At 68.4% G+C, this 20,481-nt stretch carries 18 protein-coding genes and 1 other RNA gene; 4 read left to right on the top strand and 15 right to left on the bottom strand.

Annotated features, from left to right (window positions below):
* Positions 1 to 85: 85 nt before the first annotated feature.
* Entirely contained in the window at positions 86 to 1,423 is a 1,338-nt protein-coding gene (locus K7472_RS20970; RefSeq protein WP_222980031.1) for an FAD-dependent oxidoreductase, read from the top strand.
* A 217-nt stretch (positions 1,424 to 1,640) separates the two neighbouring features.
* Positions 1,641 to 2,240, top strand: coding sequence for a PadR family transcriptional regulator (locus K7472_RS20965; RefSeq protein ID WP_252395971.1), 600 nt, complete (start codon positions 1,641 to 1,643; stop codon positions 2,238 to 2,240).
* A 19-nt stretch (positions 2,241 to 2,259) separates the two neighbouring features.
* On the opposite strand, the gene yaaA is transcribed toward K7472_RS20965, so the two are convergent.
* Positions 2,260 to 3,045, bottom strand: a complete 786-nt coding sequence (yaaA, locus tag K7472_RS20960; protein WP_222980030.1) for a peroxide stress protein YaaA — start codon at positions 3,043 to 3,045, stop codon at positions 2,260 to 2,262.
* An 83-nt stretch (positions 3,046 to 3,128) separates the two neighbouring features.
* On the opposite strand from yaaA, the gene rnpB reads away from it, so the two are divergent.
* An RNA gene (gene rnpB / locus K7472_RS20955) (RNase P RNA component class A) lies at positions 3,129 to 3,527 on the top strand.
* A gap of 122 nt (positions 3,528 to 3,649) precedes the next feature.
* Here rnpB and K7472_RS20950 read toward each other — a convergent pair.
* The 7 genes from K7472_RS20950 to K7472_RS20920 all read right to left on the bottom strand — a co-directional run bounded on the left by K7472_RS20950 (position 3,650) and on the right by K7472_RS20920 (position 12,204).
* Positions 3,650 to 4,978 carry a tyrosine-type recombinase/integrase gene (locus K7472_RS20950; RefSeq protein ID WP_222980029.1) on the bottom strand — a complete coding sequence of 443 codons (1,329 nt, stop codon included), beginning with the start codon at positions 4,976 to 4,978 and terminating at the stop codon, positions 3,650 to 3,652.
* A 1,498-nt stretch (positions 4,979 to 6,476) separates the two neighbouring features.
* Positions 6,477 to 7,511 carry a PIN domain-containing protein gene (locus K7472_RS20945; protein ID WP_222980028.1) on the bottom strand — a complete coding sequence of 345 codons (1,035 nt, stop codon included), beginning with the start codon at positions 7,509 to 7,511 and terminating at the stop codon, positions 6,477 to 6,479.
* 145 nt (positions 7,512 to 7,656) lie between these two features.
* Positions 7,657 to 8,697 (bottom strand): DNA polymerase Y family protein, encoded by a 1,041-nt coding sequence (locus K7472_RS20940; RefSeq protein WP_308014009.1) that lies wholly within the window; start codon positions 8,695 to 8,697, stop codon positions 7,657 to 7,659.
* A 150-nt stretch (positions 8,698 to 8,847) separates the two neighbouring features.
* Positions 8,848 to 9,318 (bottom strand): helix-turn-helix domain-containing protein, encoded by a 471-nt coding sequence (locus K7472_RS20935; RefSeq protein WP_222980027.1) that lies wholly within the window; start codon positions 9,316 to 9,318, stop codon positions 8,848 to 8,850.
* Positions 9,319 to 9,889: 571 nt separating this feature from the next.
* The gene (locus K7472_RS20930; RefSeq protein ID WP_222980026.1) at positions 9,890 to 10,177 is read right to left on the bottom strand and encodes a hypothetical protein; all 288 of its coding nucleotides are present in this window, start codon (positions 10,175 to 10,177) and stop codon (positions 9,890 to 9,892) included.
* 102 nt (positions 10,178 to 10,279) lie between these two features.
* A complete protein-coding gene (locus tag K7472_RS20925; protein WP_222980025.1) occupies positions 10,280 to 11,107 on the bottom strand; it encodes an endonuclease/exonuclease/phosphatase family protein in 828 nt (275 codons plus the stop codon).
* Positions 11,104 to 12,204 carry an aldo/keto reductase gene (locus tag K7472_RS20920; protein WP_308014008.1) on the bottom strand — a complete coding sequence of 367 codons (1,101 nt, stop codon included), beginning with the start codon at positions 12,202 to 12,204 and terminating at the stop codon, positions 11,104 to 11,106. Before K7472_RS20920 ends, K7472_RS20925 begins: the two co-directional genes overlap by 4 nt.
* Before the next feature lie 107 nt (positions 12,205 to 12,311).
* Between K7472_RS20920 and K7472_RS20915 the strand changes: the two genes are divergently transcribed.
* Positions 12,312 to 12,899, top strand: coding sequence for a hypothetical protein (locus K7472_RS20915; protein ID WP_252395969.1), 588 nt, complete (start codon positions 12,312 to 12,314; stop codon positions 12,897 to 12,899).
* A 61-nt stretch (positions 12,900 to 12,960) separates the two neighbouring features.
* On the opposite strand, the gene K7472_RS20910 is transcribed toward K7472_RS20915, so the two are convergent.
* From K7472_RS20910 to K7472_RS20880, 7 genes are all read right to left on the bottom strand, one after another.
* A complete protein-coding gene (locus K7472_RS20910) occupies positions 12,961 to 14,811 on the bottom strand; it encodes a B12-binding domain-containing radical SAM protein (protein ID WP_308014007.1) in 1,851 nt (616 codons plus the stop codon).
* A 779-nt stretch (positions 14,812 to 15,590) separates the two neighbouring features.
* Positions 15,591 to 16,853 carry a tetratricopeptide repeat protein gene (locus K7472_RS20905; protein ID WP_222980023.1) on the bottom strand — a complete coding sequence of 421 codons (1,263 nt, stop codon included), beginning with the start codon at positions 16,851 to 16,853 and terminating at the stop codon, positions 15,591 to 15,593.
* A gap of 348 nt (positions 16,854 to 17,201) precedes the next feature.
* A complete protein-coding gene (locus K7472_RS20900) occupies positions 17,202 to 18,401 on the bottom strand; it encodes an acyl-CoA dehydrogenase family protein (RefSeq protein WP_222980022.1) in 1,200 nt (399 codons plus the stop codon).
* Between the two features lie 58 nt (positions 18,402 to 18,459).
* The gene (locus K7472_RS20895) at positions 18,460 to 19,098 is read right to left on the bottom strand and encodes a GAF domain-containing protein (protein WP_222980021.1); all 639 of its coding nucleotides are present in this window, start codon (positions 19,096 to 19,098) and stop codon (positions 18,460 to 18,462) included.
* A complete protein-coding gene (locus K7472_RS20890; RefSeq protein WP_222980020.1) occupies positions 19,095 to 19,691 on the bottom strand; it encodes a GTP-binding protein in 597 nt (198 codons plus the stop codon). The genes K7472_RS20895 and K7472_RS20890 overlap by 4 nt, the downstream gene beginning before the upstream one ends.
* On the bottom strand, positions 19,672 to 20,037 hold the full coding sequence (locus tag K7472_RS20885) for a DUF742 domain-containing protein (protein ID WP_222980019.1): 366 nt from the start codon (positions 20,035 to 20,037) through the stop codon (positions 19,672 to 19,674). Before K7472_RS20885 ends, K7472_RS20890 begins: the two co-directional genes overlap by 20 nt.
* The gene (locus tag K7472_RS20880; protein WP_222980018.1) at positions 20,034 to 20,480 is read right to left on the bottom strand and encodes a roadblock/LC7 domain-containing protein; all 447 of its coding nucleotides are present in this window, start codon (positions 20,478 to 20,480) and stop codon (positions 20,034 to 20,036) included. Before K7472_RS20880 ends, K7472_RS20885 begins: the two co-directional genes overlap by 4 nt.
* Position 20,481: the final 1 nt, after the last annotated feature.

Here is a 20,481-nt window from a genome sequence, read left to right as displayed (position 1 = left end):
TGTATCGCGATAGTCATAATATGAATATCGCGAGTCGTCGTCCCGGACCGGGACGCGGCATCCCATCCACCCCACGGAGACCCTCATGTCCCGCACATCCCCGCACGTCATCGTCATCGGCGCAGGCTTCGGCGGCATGGCCCTCGCGCACGGCCTCCAGCGGGCCGGCATCGCGGTGGACGTCTACGAACGCGACCGCACCCGCTCCGACGGCCTGCACGGCTACCGCGTCGGTATCGACCCCGACGGCTCCCGGGCGCTGGAACGCAGCCTGCCGCCCGAGCTGTACCGCACCTTCCTGGCCACCTGCGCCCGCTCGCCCCGGCACTTCGTGATGCTCTCCGAAGGGCTGCGCACCACCTTGGACGTCCCCCTCGCCGAGGAGGGCGCCGGCCACTCCGTCAGTCGCATGACGCTGCGTCAGGTACTGCTGACCGGCCTTGAGGACGTCGTGCACTTCGACAAGACGTTCACGCGCTACGAGCAGCTGCCGGACGGCCGGGTCACCGCGCACTTCGCCGACGGCAGCAGCGTCACCGGGGACGTGCTGGTCGCGGCGGACGGCGCCAACTCCCGCGTACGGCAGCAGTATCTGCCGCACGCGACTGTGCTGGACTCCGGCATCGTCGCGCTGGCCGCCAAGGTCCCGCTCACCGACGCCACCCGCGCGTTGCTGCCCGAGAACGTCTCGCAGGGCATCGGCATGGTGATGGCACCGCGCGGCTTCGGCGGCATCCTGCACACCATGGAGTTCAAGTGGGACCGCTCCGGCGCCCTGAAGAACGGCATCGGTGGCAACGACGCCGAACTCCTCGCCGAATGGCCCGGGTTGCTCTTCGACAACACCCGCGACTACATCAACTGGTCGGTGTGGGCCGCCGCCGACAAGTTCCCGCCCGGTGCCGCCCGGCTGCGCGGCACGGACGTGGCCGACCTCGCGCTGCGCCTCACCCCGCACTGGCACCCGAACCTGCGCCGCCTGATGGAACTGTCCGACGCCTCCTCGGCGTTCGCCCTCGCCATCCGCACCTCGGTCCCCGTCGACCCGTGGCGGCCGACCCCGGTCACCCTCATCGGCGACGCCATCCACACCATGACCCCCGGCATGGGCGTCGGCGCCAACACCGCGCTCATCGACGCGGTCGAGCTGTGCCGGGCGCTGACCGCGTACCGCGACGGCGGGCGCACCCTGACCGAGGCGGTCGGCGGCTACGAGGAGCGGATGCGCGACTACGGCTTCAAGGCGGTCATCGCCTCCCGCGAGCGGATGAGCTCCGACAGCGTGATCCACAAGCCGTACGTGGGCCGCCTGATGCTGGGCGCCCAACGCGCGTTCCTGCGCACGGTGAACCACGCGCCGCCGGTCAAGCGGAAGTTCACGGAGGCGATGATGGCGAAGCGCACGGAGGGGCGGGAGAGGTGAGGGACCGCTGCTCGGGGCGGTCGCGGGCGGTCGGCGCGGGACGGTGGCCGCGGGGCGTCGGCGCGGGGCGGCCGCGTACGGTGATCCGCGTACGGACACACCTCGTGCGCGGCGCCGTTCCCGACCGCGGCCCGCCGCAGCGTTCCGCGGCCCGCGCGCAAGCAGAACCCGCGCGCAAACGGAACCCGCGCGCAAGCAGAAGGAGACCCACAGTCCCATGGCCACCGCCGACGCCCCGAGCCCGCGCCGCTCCACGCTGGCCATGACCGTCCTGCTGCTGCTCGGCATCGAGCCCCTGCACCCGTACGCCCTGCGGCAGCGGATCTACGCGTGGGACAAAGACCGCGTGGTCAACGTCGGCCAGCGCACCTCCGTCTACCAGACGGTCGACCGGCTGGCCCGCTCCGGGCTGATCGAGGCGGTCGACCCGGGCGGCCCGCGCGACCGCACCGTCTACCGCACGACCGAGCGCGGCGTGGAGACCGGCAGGCGCTGGCTGCTGGACCTGCTGGCCGAGCCGCTGGACGAGTACCCGGCCTTCCCCGCCGCGCTGGCCTTCCTCGGCGCGCTGCCCCGGCCGACGGTGCTGGAGGCGCTGCGCGAACGGGCCGCGTCGGTCGCCGAACGCCTGGAACGCGAGGACGCGGAGGTCGCCGAGGGCCTCGCCACGATCCCGGGCGGCGTCGAACGGATCAACCTCGTCGAGTACGACTACCTGCGCACGATGCGGGCGGCCGAACTGGCGTGGCTGCGCGGGCTGATCGAGGAGCTGGAGCAGTCGGGACCCGAGGACGGGGAAGAGCCGGGGCCGCGATGAGCAGCCCGCGGACCTCGGCTCAGTGCACGTCCGAGACCAGCACGTCGAGCTGACCCGGCTTGGCCTGCTGCTCCACGGTGAAGCCCAAGTCCCGCCAGACGTCGGCGAGTTCGGCGCAGGTCGCGGGGCGCGCGTCGGCTTCGAGGAGGGCGCGGACCAGGCGACCCTTGGTGGCCTTGTTGAAGTGGCTGACCACGCTGCGCCGCTCCACGCCGTCCACCATCCGCACCTGGAGCACCCGCACGGAGGCCGTCCTGCGGGCGAGGTCGCCCTTGGGCTTCCAGGCGGCGGCGTACGCGGACGAGCGCAGGTCCAGCACCAGCCCGTCCCCGGCCGCCTCCGGCATGACCTGGGCCATCGGCCCGCGCCAGAACGCGGCCAGCGCGCCGAGGGCGGGGAGCTTCACGCCCATCGGGCAGCGGTAGGACGGGATGCGGTCGCCGATCCGCACGGCGCCCCACAGCCCGGAGAAGACGAGCAGCGACTCGCGAGCGAGCCCCAGCGCGCGCGGGCCGAGATCGCCCAGCCCCAGGGCGTCGTACAGCACCCCGGTGTAGACCTCGCCCGCCGGCAGGGCCGGGGCGGTCTCCAGGGCCGCGTTCTTGGCCACCTCGCCCCGCAGCCGCTCCCCGAGCCCGAGCACGTCGAGGGCCTTCTCCTCGTCGCCCCGGCACAGCTCCACCAGCTCGCCCAGCACCGTGCGCCGCGCCTCGGTCAGCCCGGGCAGCGCGAGGGCGTCCAGATCGAGGGCGGGTCCCTCGCCCCCTGAGGCCTTGCCCTCGGACGGCGGAAGCAGGACGAGCACGGTGTTCTCCCTCGTACGGCCGGTGACGGATCCCGTGCAGCCTACGACGCCCCGGCGGTCGACTAGGATGGCGGGACGGCAGACGAGTCGTGCGGGCGGTCGCGTCAGGACATCCGGTCCTGCCGAGGAACGTCCGGGCTCCACAGGGCAGGGTGGTGGGTAACGCCCACCCGGGGTGACCCGCGGGAAAGTGCCACAGAAAGCAGACCGCCGGGGACCTCGGTCCCCGGTAAGGGTGAAACGGTGGTGTAAGAGACCACCAGTGCCCAGGGTGACCTGGGCAGCTAGGTAAACCCCACCCGGAGCAAGGTCAAGAGGGACGCCCCAGGGCGTCCTGCGCGGATGTTCGAGGGCTGCCCGCCCGAGTCCGCGGGTAGACCGCACGAGGCCGGCGGCAACGTCGGCCCTAGATGGATGACCGCCTCCCGGCGGACCGCGAGGTCCCCCGGAGACAGAACCCGGCGTACAGCACGGGTCGTCTGCCCCACCCCTTCCGGCCCAGGTCGGAAGGGGTGTCCCTTCCAACGTGTGCCCCCGGGGTCGAATCGGGGTCGAATCAGGTGAGCAGCCGTTCCAAGGGCCGCTCACCCTCGCGCTGCGGTGGTTAGCCTCGCGTGGGTAGAGAGTGTGGCACATCGGGGGCGGTTGAGGTCAAGCGCCGGGCGTGATTGGCTTGCCGCTCGTCGAAGCCCGTCTCAGCGGTGAACAACTCGCTGAACGCCTCCACCTTGACGCCCTGAACGGCCAGTGGTGGATGGGCGTAGGTGTCCCACGTTTCCGAGAACTCGGCGTGCCGCGAGAGCGCCTGCACCGTCTTGGGGTCGAACTTGCCGCTGGCCCCCAGTCGAGTGGTGTACCAGTGCTTCAAGTCGTGGAACCATGTCTCCGGCGGCAGATCGGCGAGCACGACAGCCATCCGGAACTTCTCGTTGAAGTCCGACCGCTGCACAGGCCGTCCATCACGGTTGGTGACGATCAACCCCTCGTCAGTCGGCGGGATCCACCCGCGCCGTTGGCGCTTCAGCTCCGCGTTCCGGGACACCGGCCTCATCCGCGGGATGCGCCGGACGTGCTCAACGATCCTCTCGATGAGGAAGTGGTCGACGGGCAACGTGGCTCTGGAGGACTTGGTCTTGAGTGGTACAGCCTTCCCCTTTTGGCGCTGTTCCTCGACGTAGAGGACATCGGTCTCCCAACCGACTGCGTCATGCGTGAGGCCGAATGCCTCGCCTTCACGCAGGCCGGCGCAAGCCGCGATCCAGATCAACAGCTCATAGCGCGGCTCGACCTGACGCATCGCGGCCGCCAGGCGACATACCTGCTCCGCGGTCAATACCACCTTGACCCGAGGCTCGACCTCGGGTAATTCGATCCGGGCGCAGATGTTGGCCGGAAGGGGAACATCCTCATCGATCAGGTAATTCATGAGGATGCGCCACGTCTTGAATATCTGGACGATGTAGCCGGGTGCGATGGTCCCCTTGTCCAGGAGGTGGTCGACTAAGGCCATGGTGTCCTTGCGTCGAAGTGCCTTGGCGACGCGACAGCCTGCATATGGCAATATGTGAATTCTGAGATGGGTCTCATAAGTTTCTGTCGTGCTCTCCCTCTTGTTCTTCTTCCTTCGGCGGCTGATGAATTCACTGGAGTAGAACTCTAGTTTCTTTGTGCCGCTGGTCTCCTGCTCCCAGGTATCCTCCTGGAGTGCATGCCGAACCTGCTCCAGGTGGGCGCGAGCCTGCTCCCGTGAGTCAAACACGGGGCGGTGAGACTTGCCGTCAGGCCCGACGTACCTGGCTTGCCAACGCTTCCCACGCCCGTGGTCTGCTGACGGATAGAGTGGATTACGCTGCGTCCCACAGCGGCAGGGAGTGTCGCCTGACTTCGGGTACTTCTTGTGCCACCGGTCGAACGGGGCATCTGACTCCTTCATGTCCCCTTCCTTAAACGTCGGGACCGCGCCCTTCCCGGCCGCACTCTACCGGCTTCGGTGAATTGGCCAGCTCACCGCTTCTGATGCGTTGAAAAAGGGCGTCGACTTCAGAGTCAATATAGCGCACCCTGCTCCCGTTGCGATTCCCATTTCTATTGTTTCCGTGGCCGGGCTGATAATGTGGACCTAAAGGGTAAGCCGTAAGTAGTCCGCGATTAGTCCACCGACGCCGCGTTGCGGGCGAAATGCCCAACCGGCGTTCCACCTCGGCGGGGGCTATGAATCTGTCGACGTCCGCAGCCCCGGAAGTCGACCTGTCTCTGCTGCTCCCCATCACGGCGTCAGCAGGGTGTGCGTCGTTGGCGGGTGTGTACGCAAGACGGTCCTCCGATCCACCGTCGAGGCCGGTAGGCCCTCAACATAACGGGCAATCAGGAACTTTGTACGCAAGTGGCGTTCACAGGCGTTAATGAACCTGACGGTAACGCATCCCTGGCGGTCAGTGAACCGGCGAACGTCGATTCGTAGCTATATGGGCCTAATTTTCCTTATGTGCCAAACTTCAGCCTCGGTGATGGCCCTTTGGGGTGTGCCCAGCACCCTCCGAGTTGTGACGGCGCCCCGGCCGCCTTGCGGTATCGACTGAGGCTTGGCGCTATGCGGAACCTCACTGATTGGCGTGCTTTCAGGGGTAGTTCAGTCGATACTGGGTCTGTGACCGAACCTACGAAGGAACAGGTACGCGCGATGCTGGCCGCCCTCGTCGCGGACCCCACAGTCGACCTCTCTGTCCCCGTCATGGCGTCCCTGGCCATGCGCGAGGGCTTGCGGACTGCGGTTCTCCCCACGCTCAAGCGCGGGGACTACCATCCGGCGGTGGGAGATGTGCCCGGCACCCTCACCTACCGCGCCGGGGGTCAGACTTTGGCCGTGTCGCTCTCCCCGGAGACGGAACTGCTCTTGGCTGCCTACATGGATCGGTAAGTCCCAAGGCTACGAGGGTGTGGTTTGCCACGATGGTCCTCTGGGCCGCCGCTGTTCGTGCGTGATCGCCAGGGCTGCGAAACTTCCTTGGCGCCCTTGGCGAATGGAGGTTGTTACCATAGGTGTTGGCCAAGACTGGCGGTAACAGCGCGGCGGGGCCATGTTGCTGCGATGGACTCCACGGACGACTTGCGGAAGTCAGGCGCCCTGCCGAATGGGACCGGCCGACGAAGGTGCGGACGCCCGAACAGAGACGTGGACGACATCGGAAGCCCTGATCGCTCGCAATGCGAGCGAAGCCGTCGAACTACCCGGTACTGCTCATGATGCTCCCGGGGGGGGGCAGAAGCGACGGCGGGCGCGCCCGTCCGGCCCACGCCTCGTGCGGCTATCGACAATGTTCGGCTGACCCGTCGGCGTGGGCGCGCCCACGGAGTGGTGGGTGGTAGACACGGATAGCCAGTCAGGTCAAGCCACAACCTGGGTTTGCTTCGGCATTTGGGGTGTCCGTCGTTCAGCGCACGATGTTCGAGGTGATGTTGGTACAGCGGGTTCGCGCTGCGATCTCTGCTGCGGTGATGGCGCCTGTCGCGTCCAGTTGCATGAGCAACGTGGTGGTCACGGTGAAGACCACTTGTACCTCGTGTGTGATCGAAATGTCTTGCCCATGGGTGCCGAACCAGGACGCCGTGATGTGCTTCGCGGCCTGCCAGGTCGCACGTGCCGTCGCCCAGGCCGAATCGCCGAGTTGATAGGAGGTCTCGTGCTCCAGCTTGGTCAGTTCCAGGTGATCAAGTTCGGGACCGGAGGCCACGGTTACATTGGCAAGGCCAGCGGCGTCGATCAGCTCCATGCGGAACTCGTGACCGGTGCCCAGGGCGGTCAGGGCGTCGCGGACGGGCAGGGACTTCGCTACACGGTTCTTAGTGAGCCGGTTTTGCCTTTTTTCGGCAAGTTCTTCCAGTAGGGCGGTTACGCCGTTGCAGTAGTGGAACAGCTCGGCGCGGCCGGCGAGAGCCTTGGTGATGTCCTCACGCAGCTCGGGATGAAGGGTGGGGCCGCCGAAGGCGTTCTTGTCCATGGAGACGAAGTACATCTTCATTCCCGACTGCCGGCACTCGTCGAGAGCGGTCAGCCAGATCGCGACATCGCGGCCACCGGTGCCTGGCAGCTCCCAGGAGCCGGCGGCTGGCAGGCGGCGTTGGGTTTCACGCAGCAGGGCCTCGCGTGCGACGCCGTCTGGGGTTTGCAGGACGCGAAAGATCTTCATTAGTTCATCGCGATGGTTCCGCAGCACGTGGTCGCCGGGGAGCGGAGAGACGTTACCGGGCCAGAAGGGCGCGAGCCGCTGAAGCTCGTTGATCCCGCCCGTGATCTTGGATTCGGCTTTCTGTACGCGGTGGTGGATGTGCGCGAGGTGTTCCTCGAACGCCATCTCCGGCAGGGCGAGTTCATGCCCGGTCTCGCGCGCGATCGTACGCAGCATGGCCAACCCCGGCCCGTGGGGCGGTTGAACATGTTCCAGCTGGTTGGTATCCAGGACAATCATCGCCACACGGTAGGGCATCACCGGGTTGTTGTCGCCCCTGGTCGTTGGAGATCCAGGGAAGGAGTTGGCGCCCCGGGCCATCAGGCTCGGGCAGCCGTGCGCCGAGGCTTCCATCGCAACGCACGCGGCGGGCGAGGCTCCTGGGTCAGGGTTCTTCGTGACGCTGAGCCGTTGCGTCTTCGGTAGCGCCCAGCCTGCCGCCGTCCTGGCCCGGGTCAGCGGCCTCTTGCATGGGCCTGTGGGCAAGGCGGGCGGGCCGCACGGTGTTCGCGCCGAAGCGCCGGTTGGCACGATCGATCGCGGCTTCCGCCCGCCAGAGTCGTTCGCGGGCGCCGTCCAGGGTCATCTGGTGGGCCGCCGCGGCGCCGTCGGTGAGGCGTTCGGCCCGTACCGACAGTGCGGCGATCCGCGCTCTCTGGAGGCCCAGGCCGTCCCAGAGCTGGTAGGCGGCGACGCGAAGCTCTTCTGTGTGCGCGGTTGGTTCGGCGAGAGTCCGGGTTCGTGTGATCGCAGCCGCGTTGCCGACCCACTCGACGTGCACGCTGAGTGCGCCCGCGACCTGGCGGCGTTGGCGCAGTCTGCTGGCGACGGTCACCACGGTGTCCAACAGGGCGGTGCGCGCGCGGCCGTTGCGGTCGAGTTCGTGCCGGGGATCGATGCCGCGGGCGCGGTCGGCGGCCTGGCGGCCGAGTCTTCCGCCGAGGAGGCGCTGCACGGTGCCGGTCGGGACCTGGGCGAGTGCTCCGACGGTGTGCAGACCGTAGGCGGTCAGTGTTTTCGCCTGGGCCGGGCCGACGCCGTAGAGCTCTGAGACGGGCAGCGGAGCGATGGCCTGCGCGGCGTCGGCGCCCGTCACGATCCGTATGCCGTCGCGGTCGGGCGATCCGCTGGCCATCGCCGCCACCGCGGGGGAAGGGCCGATGCCGACGCGGGTGTCCACCGCGTAGCGAGCCAGAGTGGTCAGCCGGACTCGACGCGCCAGCTGGAGAGGAGTGGCTCGCCAGTACCGCAGAGCCCCGGTCAGGTCCGCCAGCACTGCGGCCGGCGGGAGGGCCTGCACGACCGGGGTCAACGAGCCGAGGAACTCGACGACCTCGTGGTAGGCGTCCTCCGTCACCTCGCGGGGACAGCGCACGTGCATGATCACCCGCTCGCGCTCCACCATCATCACCACCTTCTTGCCCACTGTATCGAAAGTGTGTTCGGTATGGTGGGGCGAGGAGGGGCGCTGGGCTGGGCCGTCTGCGCGCCGTCCGAGGCCGCTCAGTGATAACCGCCGATGGGCACCGTGCCGGGATGTCACGCCGAGAACCCAATTTGGCTCGAAGAGAATCTCTCAGGATTCTGGTTGCTGTTCCTCCCGGACCTCAGTAGAGAATCCCCTGCCCTCCAGGTTTTGCAGCTGTTCAATCATGGTCTTCAATGTTTCCAAGCTAGATGATGAGAGTTCATGTCCTTGAGTGAGTTGCACTGCGATATCATAAACCCCTTTATCCTTCAGTTCCTCAAGAAAGCTTAGTTGCGGGTCAAGCTTCTTGGTTACTTCGTCGTCTATAAGATAGGAGACCGGTACGCCAAAGTACCTAGCTAGACCTTCGAGGTGGCTGGTCTTCGGCGTGGTCGTCTTTCCGGTGCACAATTCCCAAATATATGGAGCTGAGATACTCACTCCTGTAGCGCTGATCTCGCGTGCAATGACCTCGTAGGAAGGGGGGCGCCCCCCTCTGGGGGCCTTTAGCTCCCTAAGGCGTGTTAGCTTCTGCGCTAGGGTCTGAGAGTGCTGAGTTGATTCAGGGATCTCTGGCATTTCTACCCTTACCTGGTCCGGTGGGTGAAGGTATTGCTGGGAATATTGAATGCTGATGTTTGAATAGTCTCGCCCATGGTGCCTGTCCGTATGTCTTACTTTTTATTTCGATAGATTTGCACTACGAGTTGCTCACGCGGGTTCGGACTGTCGAATGTGTGTGGCTTGACGGGATTCGAAAGGCCCTTGGCTGATACGCGGTGCGGCGTTGAGCAGCCGTGTCCGGCTCGTCGAAGAGGGACGAAGCCCTTCGAGGTACCGGGCTCCTTGATGCCCTCGTGAAGCAAGCCATTGTCAAGAGCGGCGGCGATGAGAGCATCGGGCTACCTTCCTGACGGCGTCGGTCGTTCGCTCAGCAGCTGCAAGGAGAAGCAGCTACGTCGGGTTGTTGCTGGACGGCATGTCGAGATTAGGGCAAGTTCAGTCAGTGGGTCGCCCCCTCGGCATCAGCCGTAGCCCTTCGCCGATGAGCATGCCGCGCGAGCGCGAGCCACACCCCGGCGCTGCTTCGCGCCCAGCGTCGGCCAACGGTAGTCAGCCGCAGATCGAGCCAGGCAGGCCCGGTGGGAGATCACGGCTCACCCTGGGGATATGGGGGGCCGGCTTCCGGGTCTGAGATCTGAGCGAGCGAGTTCCGGGTACGGCTGATCCAAGCTGTCGCGGCCGTCACGGTGGGGCTGGCCAGTTGCTGGTACGCGATCAGCGCCTGGTGCAAGGCTTCGACGGCAACTTGCGGGTTTCCTGTGGCGACGCAGGCTTCACTGAACAAGGTCGACGCGCGTGCTGCGTCGTAGCGGTCGCGGAACGCGAGGATCACGAGGGCGTCAGTGAGAAGGTGATCGCCTTGCGCGGGGGTCACCGCTCAACATTCAGACGTATCCCAGTTCGAGCATGATTGCAACGGCCACCAGAGTGAGGTGGATCGCTCCTGTGTTGCCATCTTGCTCGTTCGGGGAAGCGATCAGCCCTCCGGGGGCGGGCTCGCTCTCGTGCTCGGGCCGGACAGGCGGAGTTGAAGGGTCATGGCGGCGTGGTCCGACAGCCCGTTCTCGCGGGGTTCGTGGTGGTAGTCGCAGGCGGTGATCTGGGCAGCGTGGGTGCGTGTGAGGTGGATGTGGTCGAAGCGGAACCCGTTGCCGCTGCGCCCGTACCAGGAGTGAGCGGTTTGCTCGGGGTGGAGGTGCCGGAAGGCGTCGGTGAACCCGGATGCCGGGAAGGCGTTGTAGAAGTCGTATTCCCACGTGCCGAAGACCTTGTGCGGGGGCTGGTGGCCGGGCTCGATGACGTTGAGGTCCCCGGCGACGATCACGGGCATCGCGGGGAAGAGGGCGTGCAGTTGCGGCAGGGCCTTGGTGACGGCGTTCTGGAAGGCGCGTTTGGCGACGTTGCGGTGCTGCCGGGGGCCGCGGGAGGGGACGTACAGGCCCAGGACGCCGACGTGGTGGTCGCCGAGGGTGATCCGGGCGGCCGGGGCGCGGTGCGGGGTGACGGTCACCGGGCTCGGTACGGGCTGGGCGTTGGGGGTGCGGCAGGCGATGACGGTGCGGTAGTCGCGGGTGGGCGGCTGTGGTGCGATCACGGTGGCGTACCCGCGGTCGGCGAGCGCGGTGGTGAGGGCGTCGCCGCCGCCGGTGGAGGAGACCTCGGTCAGGACGGCGATGTCGGCGATCTCCTGGGCGGCGATCCATTCGGCCTGGCGGCGGGAGCGGTCCGGGGAGGCGTGCTGGGCGTTGAACAGCATTAGCCGCACCGCCTCGACGGCGGTCAGGGACAGTTGGCCGGCGGTCATTGCCCGGTGCCTTTCTCGTCGAGGAACACCTCGCTGTGGGCATCCAGTGTGCGCTGGAGGCGGCCGAGGGTTTCGCGGACGAAACCGAGTTCGTCGTCGGTGAGCGGGGTGCCGATGGCGGTCAGGTTGGCGGTGACCTGCTCGGGACGGGTGAACCCGACGAGGACAGCCGCGTTGTCGGTCTGTTGCAGGCAGTACTGCAGCGCAACCCTTGTCAGTGCCGCCGGGGTGTCGCCGAAGCGCTCCCGCAGCGGGTCGAGTCCGCTGTGGATGATCTTCAGGGCGTCGGGAGTGAACCACGCCTTGCGCAGCCGGTGATCACCGGCTCCGAAGAGGGGAGGGTGGTGCGGGTCATACTTGCCGGTGAGCAGCCCCTGGGCCAGCGGCTTGTTGATCAGCACGCTCGCTCCGTACGAGGCGGCCAGGGCGAAGACGTCCGGGCGTCCGGCGGCCGGTTGCGGGGTCAGGGCGTTGAAGCGGGCCGCGAGGTAGTCGGGGCGGATTATCTCGGCGAGGTGGGCGAACCGGGCGTACTTGTCGCCGCGCGCCTGCTTGGCGACGGTGACCCGTTCGGTGGCGTAGCGGTGCGGGCCGCGCATCCCGACCGCGGTGACCAGGCCCTGGCGCTGGAAGTCGCGCATCTGCGCGACCGCCGCCTCCAGGTAGCGGTCGTCCTGCCCGAAGTCGGCGTTGTGGAAGAAGTAGATGTCGAGGTGGTCGGTGCGCAGGTTCTCCAGCGTGGTCTCCAGCTGGCGGCGCATCGCGGAGGGAAGGTAGGCGTGCCGGGCTGTGCCCCGGTGGTAGCCGACCTTGGACGACAGCACCACCGTGTCCCGGTTGATGGTGGTGACGAAGTCGCCGATGACCCGCTCGGAGTGCCCGTGCCCGTACACGTCGGCGGTGTCGATGAGGTTCGCACCGAGTTCGTGGGCGGCTTCCAGGCCGTGGCGGGAGGCGGTGTCGTCGGCGGTGGACCAGCCCATGGGCAGGCCGAGGTTGGTGTCCGGGCCGCCTAGGGCCCAGCCGCCGATACCGACCGGGTGGACGGACAGGCCACGCGCGAGGGTGCGGCGCGGCAGGGACGGCGAAGCACTCACAAGAAGTACCCTCTTCCTCTCAATTCCCAGCAAACAGTGATGAATCGTCTCGGGAAGTGAGTATGGTGCCTCGCGTGACGACACAACCCCCCAGTACCGGACTTGACTTGAACTCGATCCTGGAGCGCCGATGGACGGTCCGCGGCGATTTCACCGACGCCGAGTTCGCGCGCGCCCGCGCCTTCTACGAGCAGATGCGCTTCCACGACGAGCGCCTGGAGAAGGTGCGTGCCATGGCGGCCGAGCTGATCACCAAGTGGACCGGGCATACGCCCCGTGACGTCGGCTCCTTCGGAACCCGGCTGAACCTGGAGACCTCCGACCTGGACCTGGGCATCGGCTACCCGGTCGAGGACCGCGACCGGCTGCGCGCGGCCCTTGCCCCGCACACCACGTTCCTCGGCGAGCGCAAGACACGCTTTTCGACCTCCCGGCTGGTCTTCTCCTTCACCGTGGACGGCATCGAGATCGACTTGAGCGCGCTGACGGTCGAGGACTTCGCCGTCGCCTGCCGGATGCTCGACCGGATCGACCAGACGATGACGCTGGAGGAGCGCATCGCGCACACCTGGGTCAAGCACCTGCTGCGCAGCTCGGGCCGGACCGAGCAGTACGCGGCCTGGAAGCTCGTCACCTACGCGAGGTTCTGCCCGGAGTTCGACTGGGTGCCGATCCCGGAGAAGACCGGTACCTGACCGAGCAGCCCGGCACGTCCCGACCGCGATCGCGCGGCGGGGCGCCGGGGCCCGGCGCGGTTCACTGCGCACAGGACTCACCCGCGTTGATCAGCTCCCAGCCGGTGGCCGACCGCCATCGGCCGTACTCTCGGGCGAGCATCGCGGCGTGCTCCCCGGCCAGCCGGTGGCCGACCTGTTCGACCGTCTCCGCCATCTGCCCACGTAACGCCCTCGCCCGCGCCTCCAGTGCCGCCTCGGCCTGACCGGACAACTCCTCCTGCCGGCCCGGCTGTTGCAGATCATGCTGCTCGATCACGGTGATCAGGTCGCCGAGCACCTGGTAGGCGGCGCTCTTCAGCACCACGCGGGCCTGCCGCACGGCCGCCCGAGGCGTGCCGTCGAGGACCTTCTCCAGGCTCTTGAGGGTGTAGTCGAGCGCGAAGTGGCGGTCCACCCACCGCTGCGCCCACCGGCTGGCCACACCGATCCGCCAGTCCCGGTACCGGCAGGCGACCCGGCCCATCAGCGGCTCGGCCTGGCCGGTCAGCCCGGCGGCGGCTGCCTGCCGGGTGTAGGCGGCGCCGATCAGGCACTCCATCGACACCAGCATGTAGCTGATCCCGGTATGAAGCGGCCGCCCGGTCGCGTGCGCGGCCGCCCACCCTTCGTCGCGGACCCCGCGTACGACCTCCCGCACGTCCACACCGGGTTGGGGGCGCAGCAGGAGATCGGTGCGCCCCTGGAAGGCGTGGGTGGCCTTGAGCTCCTCCAGGGTCATCAGCGGGTCGAACGTGATGTAGGTGTAGCGGGTGGGGATGTTGAGCGCGGACAGGGTGCGGATGGCCAGGGCGTTCTGCCGGGCGGTCGTCTCCTTGTTGAAACGAGTCAGGATGGAGTCGACGCCGGACTCCACGCCGAACAGCATCCGCCGCAGCCCCAGTTCCACGAGGGTGCGCCACATGGCGGCGCGCTCGGTGTGCCAGTTCTCGTCGCGGTCGAGGCGCACGGTCTGGTCGATACGGCAGCTGGACTCCCAGGTGAACCCGGCCTCATGCAGGGCGCGGGCCAGGCGCAGGATCCGCTCGACGGCGTCCGCGCCACCCCCGATGATCTCCTCGTCGACCAGGTACAGGGTGCGGGAGACGCCGGGGTAGCGGTCGAGGACCTGGCCGATCTGCGACAGCATCCACCGGAGCTGCTCCGGTGGGGTGCCGGCCCAGCGGCCCTTATGACCGCGGGGGCAGAACGAGCACGTGTTGGTACAGCCGCGGCTAGTCTCCAGCTGGGCGACCCCGTGATGGTCGAAGGTGGCGGGCAGCAGGTCGAGTTCGGGCAGGATGTCACCGCTGGCGTCCCGGGCGACGGGCCTGGCGGTACGGCGACGGCCGACGGCGAGACCGCCGCCCCGGGCCGCGCCGGTGTAGCCGATGCCGGGTATCTCCTCCCGCGCAACGTCACCGTGCCAGTGCGCCAGCATCGCCTCGATGGTGGCCTCGCCGCCACCGCGGGCGACGAGCAGGTTCGGGTAGCGCTCCAGGAGCAGCTGCTCGTTGCGGGCGGTGAGGCTGCCGCCGGCCACCACCATCGGGGGCTCGCGCAGGGCGAAGGCCGCGTCCAGGAGCTGGATCAGCAGGTCGTGCTGGCCGAACGTCGCCGAGATCCCGAGGATGTCCGGCGGTTCGGTGCTGACCTGTTTGATCAGGTCCTCGACGGTGGTGCCGAGCTGCATGTCGGACAGGGTGACCGTTCCCATCAAGGTGGCCCGGGCCGCGCGGGCCACATCGCTGATCCCCAGCGGAAACCGCGGCAGCGGGAAGAACTCCGGGTGGTACAAGGCCGCCAGCAGCACTCGCGGGCGGGTCAGACGGAAGACCGCCGCGTCGGACAACACGGCTTCCGACAGCCAGGAATCGGGCTCGTGCAGCCGCACCTGGTCCCGAGTCCAGGACGGCCAGCGACGAGAGGCATGCGGTCGGCCCGACAGATCCACTGCGACCCACGAACCCGGCTCGCGCTGGATGAACACGAGCCGACGATCGAGGGCTCCGGCCACACAGATCCGCCGACCGCCCGGCAGCATCCCCTCGGCCCATTCCCGAAGCAGCGCCGGATCAAGCAGAACTGATTCTGCCGGCCGGCAGAAGGTGTCGGTCTCGACAGTTCCGCGCACGGCCAGCCGCACAGCTTGCACTAACCGTTCCAGCGGCCCGGTCACGCATCGATCGCCCATACTCGCTCCTCCGGTTTGGCTCGTCTCCTGCAATTCACGCCGGCGTGTTCGGTCGCTCCTGAACTGGACCGCCCGAACTCGCCGATGCCGTCCGGCGCCACGGTCCACGGAACATTGACACCTTGACCGGTTCGCTGCGCCAGCGAACGCCTGTACCGTGCTCATCTCACCTGCGCCGATAGTGCTTCTTGGGTGCCCGATGCATTCCGCCACCTCGATTCCTGGCCGCGCGTGTCGTGAACTTTGTGGAAGTATGGAACCCCTCGCAGTGTTCACAAGAATAGACGGATATCGGGGCTCCGCCGTGCTGTTGCGCCTTTTCGAGAAGAAAAGCACTGGCCGATTCATAGCTTGGGAAACTCCGCTTGTTGGTAACGGGGCACCGGCTTTTTTCTGACATGCGTTTCTCCTTGGGGAATCGGTAAGGTAGGTAAATGCCGAAGCGGGACGGGATTGGGGTGGCTGCAGCAGCTGGACTGTCAGATCTCGGGGCGCGGACGGACCGAGTCGTCTGCTCCCGAGTCGGCTTGAGCTGGCTTCGGCTGTTGCGGGAACGAGGGCTGCGCGCCAGTGTCGTGGGTCTGGGCGAGCAGGTCGCGGGCCTGGATACAGCACGGGTTCGCGTCGGGGATGCCCAGGGCCTTGTAGGTTTCCAGGGCCTGTTGCAGGAAGCCGGCCGCGTCGCGCTGGTCACCGCAGGCCAGTACGGCGCGGCCGATCAGTGCATGTGCGCGGGCCGCGTCAAACGGGTCGTCCACGCCGGTGAGGATGTGATGGGCCTGGAAGAGCAGGCTCATCGCCCGCCTCGGCGCATCTTCACAGCGGGTGTGGCCGAGTTCCAGCAGCGTCAGGCCGACGCCGCGGGTGTAATCCAGCTCCCGGCGCAGCGCGAGGGCGGCTTCCAGGTGCTCGCGCGCGGGCTCCAAGTCGCCGCACTCGCGTTGCGCGACGCCGAGATCATGCAGGTGCTGGGCCTCACTGAGCCGGTCTCCGTCCTGCCGGGCCAGCCCCAGGGCCTCGGTGGTCGCGGTGATGGCGCTGCGGTACCGGCCCCGGGTCCGCTCGCCCACGCCATAGGAGTTGAGCATTTCCCGAAGGGCGAGGCGTCCTTCGGGCCCGTCGGTACGGCGGGCGGCTTCCAGGCCGAGGGTGTCGGCGATCTCCCTCAGCGGCTCCGGGTTGCGCAGGTGCAGCAGCGGCCACAGCGCGTGAGCGAGCTGACAGGTCATGGCGTACTCGCCCAACCCGGCTGCCGCGCGCAGGGCACTGGTGTAGATGGCGGTGTAACTCTCCAGCCACCTGAGAGCCTTGGCCAGGTCCGAGAATCGCTGCGGGTACGCGGGTGGGTAGCGGATGTCGCGGGGCAACGGGCGGTGAGTGGGTGTCAGGAGGCGTTCCGCGGCGCTGGCCTGTGCCAGCAGGAAGTCCAGTAGCCGTCGGACGCCTTCTCGCTGAGCCTCAGGGTCTTCGTGTGCGGTGCGCTCCCGGATCGCGTCGGCGGCGCCGGCGGGGAATCCCAGGCAACGCCTCCGCAGCGGGGGCGGATCGCCGTGTGTCACCTTCAGCAGACCCCGGCCCCGAAGGAGTGCGAGGTGGTAACGAGCGCGCTGCGGGCTCACGTTGCAGGAGGCCGCGGTCATTAGCTCGTCGAGATCGGGGACGGGCAGCTCGGTGAGGATCCGGCATACCGCGCGGGTGGGCCGCGGCAGGCTCTCGTAGGCCGTGGCGTGACGGTTGGTCATCGACTTCTCCAAGCACGGTGGCGGTGGTCTGTCCGCAAGGGGGGCGGGCACGGTGGTGTGGTCGGCGGCGGCTTGTTGCCGGTGCTCGCGCCGGCGTCATGGGCCGTGAAGACCTCGATCCGCAGCAGACGCTGGCCGACGGCCCCGGGGGGTTCCGAGGTCCGCGGCGATCGCGGGTTTCTCCGGCTGCGCCCGCTGCGCGAGCTGGGTCTCGGTGGGCGTCAGGCGGAAGGGCCGCACCCGCGTGAGCGGGGGCCTCGGTGGGGACGGTGGTTGATCCAGCATGGCAATCGGTCCATTCGCGCGTCAGGCTCGGGCGGGCGAGCGCGGGGCGGCGCGGCTCGTCGCTCAGGCGGGCGGGGGGTGGGACGGTGCGGAGTAGTGGCGGTCGTCCAGGCCCAGTGCGTATGCGGCGAGCCGCAGCCGCTGGATGTCGCTGGTGCCCGCCGGGGCGAACAGGCACTGGGCGTCGCGCCAGTAGCGCTCCATGGGCCGCCCGGGTGTCAGGGCGGCGGCGCCGTGGATCTCCATCGCGAGGCGAGCGGAGTCCAGCAGCAGTTCCACGCCCACGAGCTTGGCGTTCATCAACGCGTCGTCACAGGGGTGCGTGATGCGGCAGCGTTGCCGGTCGAGGAGGGCGGCTGCGTGGTAGGCGGTCAGGCGGGCGGTCATCAGCGCCGACTGCATCCGGCCGACCTTGTCGCGGACCGTGTCCAGCTCGTGCAGCGGAGCGCCGTAGCGGGTGCGCTCCCGGCACAGGTTCACGGTGGTGTCCATGACGGCCTGGTGCAGACCGAGGGCCACTGCGGCCAAGTTGGGGCGGCCGTACAGGATGCTGGAGGAGTAGGCCACGTCTCGGCCCTGGCCTTCGGCACCGATCCTGTTGCCGGCCGGGATACGGCAGTTGTCCAGTCGCAACTCGCCGAAGGAGAAGCCGCGCAGGCCCAGCGTGGTGGGGTGCTCGACGATGGTGAGGCCGGAGCGGTCGGCCTCAACCAGGAACGCCGTCAACCCCTTCGATCCCTCGGCGGTCCGCGCGACGACGCCGTGCACGTCGCCGATGTGCGAATTGCCGACGAACACCTTCGAGCCGTTGAGTACGTAGTGCTTGCCGGTCCGCCGGGCGGTGGCTTCCATGCCCAGTACGTGGCTGCCGGAGCCGGGTTCGGTCACCGCGATCGTCGGCAGGCACTCGCCGGACGCCACTTTCGGCAGCCATCGGTGCTTCTGCTGCGAGGTGCCGTAGCGCATGATCTTTGCCACGCCCAGCTGGGACGCCTGAGTTGCCGCGCCCATGGCCGCGCTGACCCGGGAGATCTCCTCCACCACCAGCATTCGGGCCAGGTGCCCGGCGCCTATCCCTCCGTAGCGTGGGGCGACGGTGACGGCGATCCAGCCGCGGCGGGCGATCTCCCGCACGAGATCATGTTCCACCGCCGCGCTGGCCTCCATCCGCGGCACGTGCGGAGCGATCCGCTTCTCGGCGAACTCGCGCACCTCCTGTCTTAGGGCACGGTGCTTCTCAGTGAGGTAATAGGCGTCGGACATCGGGCTCCCCGTGGTGAGTGGACGAAGGTCGGAGCGCGGCTCGGGCCGTGGGATCGGGCTATCGCTGCGGTGCCGGGCCGTGGTGAGGGCGGGCTGCGTCCGGCCGGGGCTCCCGGCGGCCGGTGAGCGCGGTGGCCGGACCGGGGAGTGCCGGCGGCGCCGTCGCGGCGCGTGTCACCAGGTAGTCCAGGACGGCGTCCCGGTGGGACTTGATCAGCTCCAGGTAGTCCCGGCCCACGGACTGAGGCCGCGGTTCGCGTCCGACGAAACACACTGTGCCCAGCACGCCGCCCTGGTAGATCAGCGGGGCCCCGGCATAGGTGCGGATGCCTATCAAGTCCACGACCGCGTTCGCGGAGAATCGGGGGTGCGCGCACACGTCCGGCAGCGGCAGTGCCTTCCTGCGCCGGACGACTTCCGGGCAGTAGCCGTGCTCCAGGCTCATCTGGCGGTCGACTGGCGGCAACTGCTGATCGTCCGGCGGGGTGCACAGGCCGACGAAGCGCTGCTGGTCGGGGCCGACGAGGTTGACCATCGCGTACGGCACGCCTGCCGCCGCAGCCAACTGGGTGGCAAATGCGTCGAGTTGGGGATCGGCTGTGACGCCGTCCAGGCCAAGGGCGCCCAGGAGGACCGCCCGCCGGTCCCCGCCCGCAGTGGGCGGCACCGCGATGTGGGTGTCGTGGTGCATCGTCATCTCAAGGCTCCCGTGGCAAGGCGGTGCAGATGGTGTTCGACCAGGGCGATCAGCAGGCCGGTGACGCGGTCTCGCCGCCGGGCGTCGCACGTCAGGACGGGCACGGCCGGCGGCAGGCGCAGGGCTTCGCGGACCTCGTCCGGGGTGTAGCGGTGGGCGTCGGTCTCGAACTCGTTGATGCCGATGACGAACGGCAGCCGGTGCGCCTCGGCCCAGCCGATGGCGGTGAAGGAGTCCTGCAGGCGGCGGGTGTCGACCAGCACCACGGCGCCGATCGCCCCTTGGCCCAGGTCGCGCCACAAGAACCGGAACCGCGTCTGGCCCGGTGTCCCGAACAGGTAGAGGATCATGGGGATCGGGTGGTCGAAGGTGATGCGGCCGAAGTCGAGCGCCACCGTCGTGCGCGTCTTGGATTCAAGGCCCCGCAGGTCGTCGACGCCGGTGCTGCGGTCGGTCATGACGGCCTCGGTGGACAGCGGTTCGATCTCGCTGACCGCGCCGACCAGCGTGGTCTTGCCTGCCCCGAACCCCCCGGCCACCAGGATCTTCAACGCCGCCGGCTCCGATGTCGTCTCACAGCCGTCGTAGACCATCGAGCACTGCCTCCAGCATGGATCTGTCGGGGGATTGGGGGCTGCCGCCGACGCCGAGCAGGATGAGGGCCCGGGAGTCCAGGAGGTCGGCGGCGATGATCTTGGTCACCTGCACCGGCTGCCGCAGCCGGGCGGCCAGTTCGGCCACGGAGTACGGCATCGCGCGGCACAGCCGCAGCAGCGCCTCGTGCTCGGGGGTCGCCAGCGCGACCGCCGCTCCGGGGGCGTGTCCGGCCAGGCGGGTGGTGAGCAGCAGGTGGTGGTGCGGGCGGGTCCGGCCCCGGGTGACCGTGTAGGGGCGGACCTCGCCTAACGCGGCCCCGGACCACCCTGGGCGCACGGTCACCGGAGGCTGTAGGTGTCGTTGCGCCGGGCGGCGACGACCAGGTGCTCATCGAGGCCCCGGATGAACTCGGTCATCAGGTGCCCGACCAGTCCCGCGTCCGCCTCCGGCGTGGTCCGCACCACCAGGATCGTGCCCACCGCCGCGCCGCCGGCGAGCCCGGCGGCCATGACGAACAGGCAGCCCGCGTCGTGCTCGATCACGATCTGCCGCACGCCGCCGGGCAGGCCCTGGAAGCTGGCACCTCCCAGCGAGTAGATGCCGGTGGTGCTCGCCGCCAGCCGGTCCACGGTGTCCTTGTCGCAGGCGTCGCAGGCCGCCACCAGCAGCCCGTCGCCGGTGGTGAGCGCGGCATGAGTCATCCCGGGAACGCGGCCGGTCAGCTGTGTCAGCAGTCCCGAGAGCTGGTCGCGGGCCCGGCCCGGCGTGCTCTGTCCATCAGCCATG

Source organism: Streptantibioticus parmotrematis (assembly GCF_019890615.1).
Classification (GTDB): domain Bacteria; phylum Actinomycetota; class Actinomycetes; order Streptomycetales; family Streptomycetaceae; genus Streptantibioticus_D; species Streptantibioticus_D parmotrematis.
This window is presented reverse-complemented; position numbering and strand designations above follow the sequence as displayed.

Excerpts from the sequence above, each read along its gene's own strand:
- K7472_RS20970 (WP_222980031.1), top strand. The coding sequence starts at position 86 with ATGTCCCGCACATCCCCGCACGTCATCGTCATCGGCGCAGGCTTCGGC.
- K7472_RS20965 (WP_252395971.1), top strand. The coding sequence starts at position 1,641 with ATGGCCACCGCCGACGCCCCGAGCCCGCGCCGCTCCACGCTGGCCATG.
- K7472_RS20950 (WP_222980029.1), bottom strand. The coding sequence starts at position 4,978 with ATGAAGGAGTCAGATGCCCCGTTCGACCGGTGGCACAAGAAGTACCCG.
- K7472_RS20945 (WP_222980028.1), bottom strand. The coding sequence starts at position 7,511 with ATGATTGTCCTGGATACCAACCAGCTGGAACATGTTCAACCGCCCCAC.
- K7472_RS20935 (WP_222980027.1), bottom strand. The coding sequence starts at position 9,318 with ATGCCAGAGATCCCTGAATCAACTCAGCACTCTCAGACCCTAGCGCAG.
- K7472_RS20925 (WP_222980025.1), bottom strand. The coding sequence starts at position 11,107 with ATGACCGCCGGCCAACTGTCCCTGACCGCCGTCGAGGCGGTGCGGCTA.
- K7472_RS20905 (WP_222980023.1), bottom strand. The coding sequence starts at position 16,853 with ATGACCAACCGTCACGCCACGGCCTACGAGAGCCTGCCGCGGCCCACC.
- K7472_RS20900 (WP_222980022.1), bottom strand. The coding sequence starts at position 18,401 with ATGTCCGACGCCTATTACCTCACTGAGAAGCACCGTGCCCTAAGACAG.
- K7472_RS20895 (WP_222980021.1), bottom strand. The coding sequence starts at position 19,098 with ATGACGATGCACCACGACACCCACATCGCGGTGCCGCCCACTGCGGGC.
- K7472_RS20890 (WP_222980020.1), bottom strand. The coding sequence starts at position 19,691 with ATGGTCTACGACGGCTGTGAGACGACATCGGAGCCGGCGGCGTTGAAG.
- K7472_RS20880 (WP_222980018.1), bottom strand. The coding sequence starts at position 20,480 with ATGGCTGATGGACAGAGCACGCCGGGCCGGGCCCGCGACCAGCTCTCG.